At 66.7% G+C, this 13,652-nt stretch carries 9 protein-coding genes; 3 read left to right on the top strand and 6 right to left on the bottom strand.

Going from position 1 to position 13,652, the window contains the following annotated elements:
* Nucleotides 1-115: 115 nt before the first annotated feature.
* Nucleotides 116-1,630: a hypothetical protein gene (locus BM193_RS05400; protein ID WP_092795978.1), complete on the bottom strand. Its 1,515-nt coding sequence runs from the start codon at nt 1,628-1,630 to the stop codon at nt 116-118.
* Nucleotides 1,627-2,517: a hypothetical protein gene (locus tag BM193_RS05395; protein WP_092795975.1), complete on the bottom strand. Its 891-nt coding sequence runs from the start codon at nt 2,515-2,517 to the stop codon at nt 1,627-1,629. The genes BM193_RS05400 and BM193_RS05395 overlap by 4 nt, the downstream gene beginning before the upstream one ends.
* A 168-nt stretch (nt 2,518-2,685) precedes the next feature.
* Between BM193_RS05395 and BM193_RS28705 the strand changes: the two genes are divergently transcribed.
* Entirely contained in the window at nt 2,686-3,636 is a 951-nt protein-coding gene (locus BM193_RS28705) for a hypothetical protein (RefSeq protein WP_175533149.1), read from the top strand.
* A gap of 61 nt (nt 3,637-3,697) precedes the next feature.
* Here the strand turns inward: BM193_RS28705 and acpA are convergent, their stop codons facing one another.
* Complete coding sequence (gene acpA / locus BM193_RS05380) at nt 3,698-5,830, bottom strand: acid phosphatase (RefSeq protein WP_254785846.1); 2,133 nt, start codon at nt 5,828-5,830, stop codon at nt 3,698-3,700.
* Between the two features lie 166 nt (nt 5,831-5,996).
* On the opposite strand from acpA, the gene BM193_RS05375 reads away from it, so the two are divergent.
* Both BM193_RS05375 and BM193_RS05370 read left to right on the top strand, forming a co-directional pair.
* Nucleotides 5,997-7,316, top strand: coding sequence for a cytochrome-c peroxidase (locus BM193_RS05375; protein ID WP_092797087.1), 1,320 nt, complete (start codon nt 5,997-5,999; stop codon nt 7,314-7,316).
* A 139-nt stretch (nt 7,317-7,455) separates the two neighbouring features.
* Nucleotides 7,456-7,785, top strand: a complete 330-nt coding sequence (locus BM193_RS05370) for a hypothetical protein (RefSeq protein ID WP_092795969.1) — start codon at nt 7,456-7,458, stop codon at nt 7,783-7,785.
* Nucleotides 7,786-7,834: 49 nt separating this feature from the next.
* Here the strand turns inward: BM193_RS05370 and BM193_RS05365 are convergent, their stop codons facing one another.
* From BM193_RS05365 to BM193_RS05355, 3 genes are all read right to left on the bottom strand, one after another.
* On the bottom strand, nt 7,835-9,964 hold the full coding sequence (locus tag BM193_RS05365; protein ID WP_175533148.1) for a tetratricopeptide repeat-containing diguanylate cyclase: 2,130 nt from the start codon (nt 9,962-9,964) through the stop codon (nt 7,835-7,837).
* A 120-nt stretch (nt 9,965-10,084) separates the two neighbouring features.
* Entirely contained in the window at nt 10,085-11,893 is a 1,809-nt protein-coding gene (locus BM193_RS05360) for an ABC transporter ATP-binding protein (RefSeq protein WP_254785845.1), read from the bottom strand.
* Nucleotides 11,883-13,634 (bottom strand): ABC transporter transmembrane domain-containing protein, encoded by a 1,752-nt coding sequence (locus BM193_RS05355; protein WP_092795965.1) that lies wholly within the window; start codon nt 13,632-13,634, stop codon nt 11,883-11,885. The genes BM193_RS05360 and BM193_RS05355 overlap by 11 nt, the downstream gene beginning before the upstream one ends.
* Nucleotides 13,635-13,652: the final 18 nt, after the last annotated feature.

Raw genomic sequence — 13,652 nt, 5'->3', positions numbered from 1 at the left:
CAATTCGATACGACTCCTGACGCCAACAACGTTGTCGGATTACGCAGGGCGTTGCCCCGCCAATCCGACCTGCGCGACCTGCGCCTGACCTCGCTCGCCATCCTGCTTCTCGTCATTACACCACGATGATAGTCGCCTGCGCCTTGAGCGGGCAGGGCAGGGTGTCGTCGAAGGTGATTTCGATGGCGCTGGCGACGAACATGCCGCCGATGTGCTGGGCGGCGATTTCCGGCGGCGTGCCGGGCTTGGTCAGGTTGACGTCCTGGGCGAAGACGAAGACTCTCCAGGTGCCGTAGACCTTCTGGTCGTATTGCAGCAGGGTGCGGTAAGCGCGTTTCAAGTCCAGGCTGCCTGCGTACACGCCGTCATTGGCGCCCGGGTCGAAACCCAGGCCGTCATCGGTCAGCGATTCGACGAAATACAGGCCCTGCGGCGCCTGGAACAGCACGAAGGCATACAGTTCCGTGCCGCGGAAGACATTGCCATTGTCGCGTTTGAAGCTGGCGCGTATCCATAACGGTTCATATGCCTGCACGACGGCGGGCGTATCCGTTTCCACGGGCCCCGCCACGTGGATGTTGACCTGCGTTTCGGTGACGGCATGCTGGTAGGTGGCGCCCGTGGTGAAACGCTGGTATTCCCAGCTGATGTCGGCCGTGTAGGGCAGGCCTGCATTCGGCGCTTCCGGCAAGACCCATTGCGCCACCACGCGCTCGGCCAGGGTCAGTTCGCCGGCCGCCGGGGGCGTTGCTTCCTGGCCACGCCAGAACGGGTCGGCCACGTCGGAACAGGCGACGGCGATGGCGCCCGAGGCAATGGCCGATGCCACGCCCGCCACCGTGAACTCGGGCTGGCCCGAACCGGCCCCTTCCAGCGAACAGCAGTGCACGTCGGGCTCCGTTTCCTCGAAGCTACCGCCCACGCTGAAGCTGGCCTTGCCCGAGCCGAGCGCGGCGGCAATGATGGCCACGAGTGCCGCGATGATGGCGATGATGATGGCGAGAATTTTCCACCACGGGTCGGAAAACGGCAGGTCGCCATGTGTGCCCGCATAGGCGGGATTCGGTGTCCACACGAGGGTCATGCCGGTCGGCACGATCGGCCCCAGGCCGGGCGGGCAGCGGCATGCATTTTCCCCGCCTTTGCCGTCGCCGCCCGTGCTGCCCCAGCGCTTGCCGGGCACATGGCCTTGCGGCTTGGACAGTTCCAGGGTGCCTTCCTCCACCGTGCAGGTATAGGTATTGGTGCTGCTGTCAAAGCGCGTCTGCGAGACGAAGATTTGCTGGATCGAGCGGCGTGGCGTGTAGCCGTCGGCCTTGGCGACAAAGCTGACGAGGCGCTTGCCGGGCGCCGCATGCTGGAAATCGGCGTCCCACATCACCAGCATGGCCGCGCCGGCGGGGATGCTGGCAAAGAAGAAGGTGCGCGCCACGGGCACGATGCCGGGATCGCCCACGCTTTCCAGGTACACCGTGACATTGCTCAGGGCGCTGCTGGACATGTTGGTGACGTGGGCGGCGATGCGCAAGCCGTAGATGGCATTGTCGAAAATGCCGTCCGGCAGCATGATATTGGTGACGGGCTCGATCGCGAAGGGCCGCGTCAGCACCTGCATGGGGGTATCGCTCATGATGGCTGCTCCTCGGGACTGTGCTGTTCCTGGCCTTGTTCATGCTCTTGTTCTTTATTGTCCAGGTCGATGACGATGTAGGTGATGCCGCCCATGACCTTGCCATCCTGCGTTTCCAGCACGCGCAGCAGCGCATACTGGCGCGCGGGCAAGGCGTCGGCGCGCAGGTTCAGGTACGCGGCCAGCGCCTGGCCGCGCGGCACCTCCAGGGTCAGCTTTTGCTCGCCGGGGCCATCGCCATTGCAGTGGGGCGTGCGCGCCAGGCCCGCCTCCAGGCGTATTTCCTTGGCAGGCTGCCACCGGTCGAGGCCCACGGTGGCCAGCAGCCGCGCCGGCAGTTCGCCGCCATAGTCGAGCTGCAGTTCCACTTTTTTCCCCGCGCGGGGCAGGGCCGCCACGGTAATGGCCAGCAACTGCGCGCGGCGCGCCGCCAGCACCACGGTGACGTTGCGCTGGGCGATCTGCTCGTGCAAGGTGGGCTGGAAGGGATAGCCATTGGGCAGCGGGTCGGGCAGCGGGTTGATGTCGCCTGGGCCATGGGCCACGGCCAGCAGGCATTCGTGGCCGCCATTGACGATGACGGGGATCCATGGCACCAGGCACAGCACTTCCTGCGTGGCGCCGGGCGGCAGGTCGGCGAACGCGGAGCCGATCTGCGTGGCGGCGCCGACGGCGATCTGGCCCGACGGGTCGGCCCAGTAAAAATCCACGCGCACGCCGTTCGACGCGCTGTTGCCCGTGTTGTGCACGCGTCCCCACAGGTAATTGGTGGTGCCGGCGATGGGCGCGCCGGGCGGCCCGTTCGGATCATTGCCCGGGACGACCCAGATGTCGGCGCTGTCCCACCACCAGGGCTGGCCGTCTTCGATGATGAGGTGGGCTGACATGGCGTTCTCCTTGTCCGTGGCCTGTGACTCCAGCTTAGGCCGCGGCGGACTATGCCTTTTGATCATTATCAAGCCTGTCGATCAGCGCGCAGGCGCACCGGGACGGCCGCCGCGTAGGGTAATATTGCGGCAGAATGCAGCAGAGTAAATCCCGGAAAAGGTTGGACCGTGCTTGAACCAGTAAATGAAATTTGCCTGAATACCGCTTGCGGCCGCTATTTGCCGCTGCGCGTGGCGCATTGCCCGTTTTGCGGCGCGCGCCAGGTGGCGCAGGGCGTGCAGAACGTGGCGCCGGCCATGCCGGCACCGCCGGTGCCGCCACCAGCCGTGCCGCCGCCTCAGCCGCGCATGCCGCCGCCCATGCCCGTGCCCCTGGACAAGCCGGCGCCGGCGCCAGTGCCTGCACCGGCGCCCCCGCCCGCACCCGCGCCAGCAGCGCCGCCGCCGTTACCGGCCAAGGCGCCGCCCGCCAAGCCTGCCGCCAGGGGTTCGGTGCCGCCACCGCGTCCGCCCGTGCGCCTGCGCACATGGATCGCGGCGGCCGTGGTGCTGACGGGCATCTGGTTTTATAACAAGCCTGCCGACAAGCCGGCCAGCGTGGCCGAGCAGGTCGACACGGCCATGGCGCTGGCGGCGCAGTGCGACCTCGATGGCGCGCGCAGCGCGTTGGCCGTGCTGAAAAGCGCCAAGGCGCCGGCGGCGCAGCTGAAACGCCTGCAGGCGAGCATCACGACGGCCGCCAGCGCGTGCGAGAAGCAACAGCGGCGCGCGCAGGCGTGGGGCGCGGCGCAGGCCGCCGTCAACCAGGCGCTCGAGGGAGGCAAGCCGGAGCTGGCCGCCACGCGCCTGGCCGCCCATGTCAAGCGCTGGGGCGATGATCCCGATACCCTGGAACTCGATGCCAGGGTGAAGGTGGCGCTGGCCGGCGCGCAGCTCGATGCCGCCGACGCCTGCCTGGCGAAAGGGGACCGGGTCTGCCTGGAAAGCCGCCTGATCGCCGCCGAGCGCTACAAGCGGCCGGAGCTGGCGGAGCGCACGCAGGCGCTGCGCACGGCGCTGTCGCAACTGCTCGAACATTCGCTGCTGGACGCGGCGCCGGGACCGGCGCCGGGCCAGTAGCGCTTGCAGTGCACGACGCCCGCCGCGGCCTGGCCGGGTGGCGGGCGCCTTGCAGGCCAGCTTACTCTTGCGGCACCAGCGCCAGCGCGGCGCTGAAGTCGCCCATCGGCTTGCCGCCGTTGGCCACCAGCGCCTTGTCGCGCGTGCTCAAGCCATCGAGCACGGGCAGGGCGAAGCGGTGCGTGATGGCGCGCAGGATCGAGGCCGAATCGTATTGCGTATGATCGACCAAGCCCTTTTTCACGTACGGCGACACGAGGATGGCGGGCACGCGCGTGCCCGGACCCCAGCGGTCGCCTTTCGGCGGCGCGGCGTGGTCATAGAAGCCGCCGTTTTCATCGTAGGTGACGATGACCAGCATGTTCTTCCATTGCGGACTCTTTTTCAGCTGGGCGATGACGCCGGCGATATGCGCGTCGCCATCGGCCACGCTGGCGTAGCCCGCGTGCTGGTTCAAGTTACCCTGCGGCTTGTAGAAGGTCACGGCGGGCAGCTTGCCGGCGCCCGCGTCGGCCAGGAACTGGCTGTCGAAGTCGCGCAGGTGGGCGGCGCGGTAGGCGGGCGCCTTCACCGGGTCCATGTTGGCAAAGTAGTTGAACGGCTGGTGGTGGAACTGGAAGTTCGGCGGGCTGGGGAAGCTGCCGCCGCGCGCGCTGGCCGTGGCCAGGGCCGTCGTGTCCTTCCAGGCGCCCGCATACCAGGCCCAGTCGATATTCTTGCCAGTGAGCAGGTCGCCGATGTTCGTCTGCGTCTGCGGCGGCAAGGTGGTGGCCTTGCCGGTATCCGCATACAGCTTGCTGCTGTCGCCCGACGCGGGCGCATTGCTGCTGGGCTGGAACGGCGGCTGCATGGTGTTCACGGCGTAGAACATGCCCGTGCTGTCGGCCGGCGTCAGCGCGCCATCGTTGGCATAGGCGGGCGCGCCGTTCAGCACCGTGGCGGGCGCCGTGGCGGACGGCGTCAGGCGCACGAAGTTGCCCTTGGCGTCGACGTCGATCTTGGCGATCGAGCCTTTCGCCACCGAGGTGTCGGCATTCGGATAGGTGGGCGCGCAGGCGCAGATCAGGTACTGGTGCGTGAGGAAGGAGCCGCCGAAGGCGCCGATGAACAGGTTGTCGGCCAGCGCATACTGTTTGGCGATGTCCCACAGCTGCATCTTGCTGCCGTCGTAATAGCCCATGGTCAGGCCGCCCGCGTCGGAATACGCCGCGAACTTGTCGTTGGCGCCGCCGTTGATCTGCATCTGGTTGTTATAGAAGCGGTGCACCAGGTCGCGCGTGATGACCGATTGCGGCAGGTACAGGGGGCTGTTGGCGTCATCGATCTGGAACGGCTTGTTGGGCAGGTTGGCCGATTGCGCCTGCGTGATGACGGTGCTCTGGCCGGCCGCCGTCATGCCGCCCCAGGTGGGCGGCAGCACGGGCAGGGTGCTGCCGTCGATGTCCTTCTGCGGCACGTAGGCGGTGCTCGACGTCGGGTTCACGCCGGGCACGCCGTTCGCGCCGGGGAACAGGCCGTACAGGTTGTCGAAGCCGCGGTTTTCCGCGTAGATGACGACGATGGTCTGGATGTTGTTCAGCGCCAGGGAGCTGTTCAGCGCGGCCAGGGCGTCGGCCGGCGCCGCCTGTGCGCTGGCGCTGGCGATCAGCGCCGTGACGCTGGCGTTTTCCGCCTTCAGTTTCGCCAGCTCGTCGCCGCTGGCCTTGTTGAAGTCCGATGCCAGGCCCGCTTCGGAGACGCCCAGGCGCGCCGCCAGCTTGCTGCTGGCGGCGGCAAAGTCACCGCCATTGCCTTCCATGACTTGCACCAGTTCCGTCGACAGGGCGCTGACGAAGCCGGCATGGCCGGCGGGGGCGCGTAGCAGCAGTTTTTGCGTGACCTTGCTGCCCGCGTCGCCGATCGCCTCGTGGCGGATGGCGTCCGTGCCCACCGTGACGAGCACGGCGCCCTGGCCTTCCAGGCTGTAGCTGCCGTCGGCGGCCGTGCGCACGGCGGCCGAGCCGCTGTCGCAGGTCAGCTTGGCCGTGCTGCTTTCCACGCAGACCTGGGCGTTTTCATAGTAGCTGCCGATCACCTGGCCCGTGATGTGCGGCGTGACGGCGTAGTCGCTGCCGCAGGCGGCCAGGCCCAGCGACAATAACAGCGGTAAGGGACGTAGGACGGGAGCTAAGGTGATTCGGGCTTGCGGTTTCATGTTCATGCCTTGTGGGTGGAAAACGTCGCATGCTAGGCAGCGAATATGTCCGCTGCGTGACATGTCAGCCCCTGTTACATGACGTAATGTACGGTCTTGATACATTAGTTTTCGCGGGGTTTTGTCACGCAGCTGTCATATGTGCTTGCTACGCTGCCAGCCCATGATGAAACCGACACCCTCCCTGCTGCTCGCCGCCATGGCGGCCTGCCTGCTGGCCGCCTGCCATCCGGCGGCGCAGAAAGAAGCTGCGGCCAAGCCCGCGCCTTCCTCCCCGCCCGCCTATCTGTCCGGCGCGTATGCGCCCACCCTGCAACGCCAGCCTTCGGTGGCGCAGATGACGGCCATGGGGCGCGCCATGTTTTTCGAGCCCAGCCTGTCCGTGTCGGGCAAGCTGTCGTGCGCCAGCTGCCACAGTCCCGATCACGCGTATGGCCCGCCGAACGACCTGGCCGTGCAGCTGGGCGGCCCGGACTTGCAGGATGCGGGCACGCGCGCCGCGCCTTCGCTGCGCTATATCCAGAACGCGCCTGCCTTCACCGAGCACTATCACGACGACGATGGCGACGACAGCGTCGACGCGGGCCCGACGGGCGGGCGCAACTGGGATGGACGCGCGCAGTCGGGCCACGAACAGGCGCTGGCGCCCTTGCTGTCGCCGCGCGAGATGGGCAACCGCGACGCGGCCGCCGTGGTGGCCAAATTACGCGCCGGCCCCCTGGCGGCGCAGTTCCGCCAGACGTATGGCGCGGATATTTTCGGGCAGCCGGACCAGGCGCTGCGCTGGGCATTGATGTCGCTGGAAGTGTTCCAGGAAAGCCCCGCCGATTTCTATCCCTACACGAGCAAGTACGACGCCGTGCTGCGCCAGCAGGCGACTTTGACGCCGCAGGAAGCGCGCGGCCTGGCCCTGTTCAACGATGAAAACAAGGGCAATTGCGCTTCCTGCCACATCAGCCAGATCACGCAAGGCGGCGCCTTCCCCCAATTTACGGATTACGGCTTGATCAATATCGGCGTGCCGCGCAACGCCAAGCTGCCGGCCAACGCCGACCCCGCGTTCTTCGACCTGGGATTGTGTGGCCCGGACCGCACGGATTTGACGCAGCACAAGGAATACTGCGGCAGCTTCAAGACGCCATCGTTACGCAACGTGGCCCTGCGCAAGGTATTTTTCCATAACGGCAGTTTCACCAGCCTGGAGCAGGTGCTGCGCTTTTACGTGCAGCGCGAGACGGCGCCGCAGAAATGGTATCCGAAAGACAAGCACGGCAAGGTGCGCAAGTACGACGATCTGCCGCCCGGGCTGGAAGCGAACGTGAACGTGGAAGCGCCGTTCGACCGCCAGCCGGGCCAGGCGCCGGCCCTGAACGAACGGGAAATGGCCGACGTGATTGTTTTCCTGCGCACCTTGACGGATGGCTATCAGGCGCCAGCTCCCGTGCAGCGCAAAGCGCAGCAGCAGGGGCAGGGGAAAACCGGCTAAAAAGATAGCAAGATACCATTGCTTACAAATACGCTACAAAAGCCCGATCTTATGTGCGTTAGCGAACGCTTGAAAATATTATCCAGGTGTATATTGCGAACTGATCTGTGTCTTTTGATAACAATGAAAGGGAATAATCATGAAAGTAAGCAAAAATCTGATGACGTTGTGCGCCGCCGGAATGATCGTCGTGGCGTTGGCCGCTTGCCAGAAGAAGGAAGACGTCGCTGCCGGTCCGGCTGAGCACGCTGGCCAGCAAATCGATGCCGCCGCCGCCAAGGCCGAAGCCGACATCAAGGCCGCCGCCGCCAAGGCCGATGCCGCCGTGAGCAGCGCTGCTGCCGATACGAGCGCCAAGATGGATCAGGTCGCTGCTGATGCAGACAAGAAAATGTCCGAAGCGGCGGATGCCGTCGGTAAAAAAGTGGAAAAAGCGGGCGAAAAGATGCAGGACGCCGCCCACAAGTAAATCCCGCACAGGCCGCTTCCGCCGGCCTTGCCCCGGCAGCGGCCCGCCGTCAACTGGCGGCCGCTGTCCCGTAAGCCTCGCCGTTCCCCGCCGGCCGGCCCTGCGCCGCCGTTGTCATTCCCGCACCACCCGTCCCGTCCTCCGCCCCCACCACCACGCTCAAGTCCACGTAGCCGTCGCGCCACGCCCGTTCCAGGTCTTGCTCCACCGCTTCCAGGGTCGTGCGTTCCACGTGCCGGAAACCGCGCAAGCCATAGGCCCGGTTGCGCCCGTGCGACTTGGCCAGGTACAGCGCCATGTCGATCAGGTTCACGCTGCGTTCCCAGCTCAGGGGCTGGCCCAGCGGTGCCAGCGGGTAGGGCGCGAACCCCACGGAAACCTGCACCTTGATGGCCTGTCCCTGGTAGGCGATGGCTTGCGCGGCCACGCCATGCAGGATGCGCCGGGCGATATCATCGAGGCCATCGCGCGCCACGGCCGGCAGAAAGGCGAGGAATTCCTCGCCGCCCCAGCGCACGATCATGTCCGTTTCGCGCAGCACCTCGTGCAGGGTTTCGGCGATCGTCGTCAGCACCAGGTCGCCCGCCGCATGGCCATGGCGGTCGTTGATGTGCTTGAAATGGTCGACATCGAGCAGGAACAGGGCGCCGACAAGATCGCTGCCCGTCTGCGGCGTCAGTTGCGGCGCGCGGCCCGCGTGGCTGCGCATGAATTCCTGGAAGTGCCGGCGGTTGTACAGGGCCGTCAGCGGATCGCGCGAACTCTGGCGCTTGAGTTCCTGGTTTTTCACCTTCAGCTGGACGTTGGCATGGCGCACCTTGCGGTACAGCAAGCCGACGATGGCGCTTCCCATGGCCAGCACCAGCGCCAGCAGCCACCACACGCGCTGCTGCAGGCGGCGGTTGTCGATCTCCGTGCTCTTCAGCTGGTTTTCGCGGCTGAGCAGTTCGATCTGGCGCTGCTTCTTTTCCGCCTCATATTTTTCCTGCAATTCGTACACGGCTTTTTGCCGCTGCTTTTCGAACAGCTGGTTGGAAATGCCCCGTTCCCGGTGGTACGCCGTCACGGCGCCGCGCATGTCGCCCGCCTTTTCCAGCGCCATGCCGTATTCCTGCAGCACCGCCTGCATGTCCGGCTGGCTGGCCGTGCGCTCGTAATAAGCCAGCCCCGTGGCCACGCTCTGCTTGCCTTCCTGCAGGCGGCCCTGGCCGATCAGCGCCTGGCCGATGTTCAGGCGCGCCGTCGCCTCCACCTGTTCGTTGTTGACCAGGCGCGCGGCCGTGATGGCTTCATTCGCATAGCGCAGGGTGCGCGCATAGTCGCCCTCCTTCAGGTAGCTGTCCGACAGGTTGACGAGGGTGGTCGCTACCATGCCCTTCGCGCCCAGCTGGCGTTCCAGCGCCAGGGCCGCCAGCAGGGCGCGCTGGCCCCGCTGCGGCTGCTGCGCATCGAGCGCCAGCCCATATTCCGTATTCTTCGCCTGCGCCATGCGTCCCGGCGAGGCCAGGGTGGCGGAGACGGCCAGCAATTCGTCCAGTGTCCTGAAGCCCTGCTCGTACTCGCGCATCTGCGTGTACAGCAAGGTCAGGGCATTCAGGGCGGCGGCCAGGGTGGACGGGGAATCGCTCTGGCGCGCCAGGTCGACGGCCGATTGCAGCTTGGCCAGCGCGAACGGGAAGTTGCCTTCCTCGGCCCACGACTGGCCCGCGCTGATGGTCGCCTGCACGCGCACGGGCAAGTCGTCCGTGCGGTTGGCAACGCGCTCCGCCTCGAACGCCAGCAGGTGCGAGGCGCGGCGCTCGTTCATGGCGAAGGTGATGTAGGCCTTGTTCAGGATGCCTTTGGCCAGCGCCACGTCGTTGTGGTTCTGGCGCGCGTCGGCGATCAGTTCCTCGGCCAGCTGCATGGCGATGTCGTGCTGCCCCAGGCGCATGCGGGCGTTGCTCAGTTGGGTAAGAAATTCGGCGCGCACGGGCAGGGCGGCGCTACGCGCCTGCGTTTCCACTTCCTGCAGGCGCTGCAGGGCGCGTTCGGGCACGAAACGCCCGTCTTCGCGCACGGCGTCGATCTGCTGCTGCAGCGACGCTTCCTGGGCGCTGGCGGCGGGCGGCAGCCAGCAGGCCAGTAGCAGCAGCCAGTGTGCCTTTCGCCATGATGCCCGTTTCTCTCTGCCTGCCAACGTCCCGCCCCCGCAATGGCCCACTTGTCTGCAACGATTATATTCTGTTGCAATCAAGAAATATCATGCGCACTGCAGAAATCTCCGAAAGTGCACACTACGGGCATGGACAGGACGTCATCACTGCGCCAGCTGCTGCAGCAGGTACAGGCGCTGGTACAGGCCGCCGTCGATCTGCATCAGCGCATCGTGCGGCCCCGCTTCCGTGATGCGGCCGTGATTGAGCACGATGATACGGTCGGCGTCGCGGATGGTCGACAGGCGGTGCGCGATGGCGATGATGGTGACTTTGCCGCGCAATTCATTGAGGGCCGTCTGCACGATCTGCTCCGTCTGGCTATCGATGCGCGACGTGGCTTCGTCGAGCAGCAGGATGCGCGGCTGGCCGGCCAGCGCGCGGGCAATGGCGATCAGCTGCTTCTGTCCGGACGACAGGCGCGAGCCGCCTTCGCCCAGCGGCGTGTCGTAGCCGTGTTCCAGCGCGGCGATGAAATCGTGCGCATGCGCGGCGCGCGCGGCCGTCTCGATCTGCGCCTGCGTGTAGCCGCGGCCCATGTCGATGTTTTCGCGCGCCGAGGCGGCCAGCAGGAAGGGGTCTTGCGGCACCAGGCCCACGTCGGCGCGGAAATGCTCGTTGTCGATGCTGTCGAGGGCCACGCCATTGATGGCGATGCCGCCCTGCGTGACGGGGTAAAAGCGCAGCAGCAGCGACAGCAGGGTCGACTTGCCGCTGCCCGTGTGGCCGACGATGCCAAAGAAGGCGCCCTGCGGAATGGTCAGCGACAGGTCGTGCAGCACGGGCTGGTTTTCCACGTAGGCGAAGGTCAGGTGGGCAATGTCCACTGCGGGCACGTCGCCCCCCGTGTGCGCCTGCCGCAGGGCCGGTGTTTGCCTGCCCTGCGCGTGTTCCAGCGCCTGCGCTTCATCGAGCAGGGCCGAGACGCGCGCCGTCGCCACCACCGATTGCTGCAGCTGGCTGAACTGCATGGTGATCTGGATCAGCGGCTCGATCACGCGCGCGATGTAGCTGATGAACGCATACAGCACGCCCACCTCCACGGCGCCCATCTCGCGCCGGCCGAAGCTGAAGATGACGACGGCCAGCAGCACGATGTTGAGCATGTCGAGCGCGGGGCGCAGCAGCCAGGCGTTGGCGCGCAATTCCTGCATGCGCGCCGTGTAGTGGTCCTGGTTGATGCCCGTGAAGCGCGCGCCGAAGCGCTTTTCCGCATTGTTCGCCTGCAGCACGCTCATGCCGCCGATCGATTCGGCGATCTGGCCATTGATCTCGCTGCGCAGGGCGCGCGCGCGCGTGACGGCCGGCGCGCTCCAGCGCTGGTACAGGAAGACGATCACCAGCACGGCCGGCAGCAGGGCCAGCACGATCAGCATCAGGCGCCAGTCGAGGAAAGCCATGGCGGCCATGGTGCCGACGAGGACGATGGAGCTGTCGAGAATGACGAACAGCACCTGCACGTACAGCGATTTCACCGCTTCCGTGTCGTTCGTGACGCGGCTGACCAGCTGGCCCGTGATGGCGCGGTCGAAGAAGGCCATCGGCAGGCGCAGCACGTGCTGGTACACGGTTTCGCGCAGGCGCTGCACCGAGCGCATGGCCAGGCCGGACAGGCGCACCAGCTGCAGGTAGCGCAAGCCGGACGCGACCCAGCCCGTCAGCAGGCAGCCGCCCAGCAGCAGGGACATGCGCGTCCAGTCCAGGTGGCGCGGCAGCAGGTGCTGGTCGATCAGGGCCTTGCCCAGGATGGGGCCCGTCACTTCCAGCGCGGCGGCGAGGATCAGCCAGAACGTGGCCCAGTACAAATGGCGCAGGTCGGGCGCGGCGGCGCGGCGCAGCAGGCCGATGGCCTGCACGGCCTGGCGGCGCACGGAGGACGTGGCGCTGTCGGCCCGCATGGTTTTAGATGGCATCGAGGCTGGCCTCCAGTTGTTGATAGCGCCACTGGCTGGCATACCAGCCGTCGCGCTGCATCAGGGTCTCGTGGTTGCCCGTTTCCGTCACGTGGCCATCGCGCAGCACCAGGATCACATCGGCATTCACGACGGCGCTCAGGCGGTGGCTGGCGATGATGGCGCTGCGCTCGGGGCGCTTGCGGCGCAGGTCCTCCAGGTGCTGCAGGATGCGCGTTTCCGTGCCCGTGTCGACGGCGGACAGCGCATCATCGAGCAGCAGCAAGCCGTTGTCGGCCAGCAGGGCCCGGGCAATCGCCACGCGCTGGCGCTGGCCGCCCGACAGGGTGATGCCTTTCTCGCCCACGTGCGTCTGGTAGCCATCGGGGAACTGCAGGATGTCGGCATGGATGTCGGCCAGCTGCGCCGCCCGCTCCACTTCCTCGCGCGTGGCGCCGGGGCGGGCCAGGGCGATATTGTCGGCGATGGTGGCGGAGAACAGGAAGGATTCCTGCGGCACCCAGCTGATGGCCGCGCGCAGCGCGTGCAGGGTATATGCATCAAGCGGCTGGCCGCTCCACGTGGCCGTGCCCGATTGCGGCGTGACCTGGCGCAGCAGCACGCGCAGCAGGGTCGACTTGCCGCTGCCCGTCGGGCCCACCAGGCCCAGGGTCTGGCCCGGCAGCAGGCGCAGCGAAATGCCCGACAGCGCGGGCGCCGTCTGGCCCGCGTAGGCAAAGCCGATATCCTGCAATTGCAGGGGGCCGGGCGTGAGCGTATCGATCGTGCCATGGTCGTCGATGGCCAGCGGCGCATCGAGCATGGGCTGCAGGCGCTGCCAGGCGGCGCGGCCCCGTTCGATCAATGACAGCACCCAGCCGGCGGCGAACATGGGCCAGATCAGCTGGCCCAGGTACATGGAAAAGCTCGTCAGCGCGCCGATGGTCAGCTGGTCGTGCCATACGAGGTAGCCGCCCAGGCCCAAGGTCAGCGCGGTGGCGGCCGTCAGGGTCAGGCCGACGGCCGGTTCGTACGCCGCTTCCCAGCGCTGCGCCGTCAGGCTGGCGTTGGCCGCGTGGCCGGCCAGGGTGGAAAACTGCTTGCTGCTGCGTTCTTCCAGTCCCAGCGCGCGCAAGGTGCGCACGCCCGACAAGGACTCTTGCACATGGTCGTTCAGCGCGGCAAAGCGTTGTAATGAGTCCGTCGAGGCCGTGTGGATATGGCTGGAGATGCGCCAGAAGGCCAGTCCCATCAGGGGGAACGGCAAGAGGGCGATGCAGGCCAGGCGCCAGTCCACGCCCAGCAGCATGATGCCCAGCACCATCAGCAGGGTCAAGGTGCCGTCGAAGCCGGCCAGCATGGCTTCGCCGGCGGCCATTTCGATGGCGTCGATGTCGTTCGTCGCCAGCGCCATCAGGTCGCCCGTGCGCTGGTGCTGGTAGAACGACGCGCCCTGCTGCGACATGCGCGTGTAGAAGCGCGTGCGCAGCATCACGCCCAGCTGGTAGGCGGCCTTGAACAGGGTGATGCGCCAGCCCACGCGCAGGAAGTAGATGACGACGCCGACGGCGAGCAGGGTCAGCAGCTCCAGCCACAGTTCGGCGGCCGTCATGCGGTGCGCGGCCAGGGCGTCGATGATGGCGCCCACGCGGCGCGGGATCCAGACGGTCAGGGTTGCCACGCCCGTCAGCATGACGGCGGCGGCGGCATACGCCGGCCAATGCTGACGCACGAAGCCGGCGATGAGCCTCGATAAACTCATGATTACCTTTGTTGTTTT

This window comes from Janthinobacterium sp. 344 (genome assembly GCF_900112025.1).
Lineage (GTDB): Bacteria > Pseudomonadota > Gammaproteobacteria > Burkholderiales > Burkholderiaceae_D > Janthinobacterium.
This window is presented reverse-complemented; position numbering and strand designations above follow the sequence as displayed.

Coding starts and splice junctions, on each gene's coding strand:
- BM193_RS05375 (WP_092797087.1), top strand. CDS start 5,997: ATGAAACCGACACCCTCCCTGCTGCTCGCCGCCATGGCGGCCTGCCTG.
- BM193_RS05395 (WP_092795975.1), bottom strand. CDS start 2,517: ATGTCAGCCCACCTCATCATCGAAGACGGCCAGCCCTGGTGGTGGGAC.
- BM193_RS05400 (WP_092795978.1), bottom strand. CDS start 1,630: ATGAGCGATACCCCCATGCAGGTGCTGACGCGGCCCTTCGCGATCGAG.
- BM193_RS05355 (WP_092795965.1), bottom strand. CDS start 13,634: ATGAGTTTATCGAGGCTCATCGCCGGCTTCGTGCGTCAGCATTGGCCG.
- BM193_RS05360 (WP_254785845.1), bottom strand. CDS start 11,893: ATGCCATCTAAAACCATGCGGGCCGACAGCGCCACGTCCTCCGTGCGC.
- acpA (WP_254785846.1), bottom strand. CDS start 5,830: ATGAAACCGCAAGCCCGAATCACCTTAGCTCCCGTCCTACGTCCCTTA.
- BM193_RS05370 (WP_092795969.1), top strand. CDS start 7,456: ATGAAAGTAAGCAAAAATCTGATGACGTTGTGCGCCGCCGGAATGATC.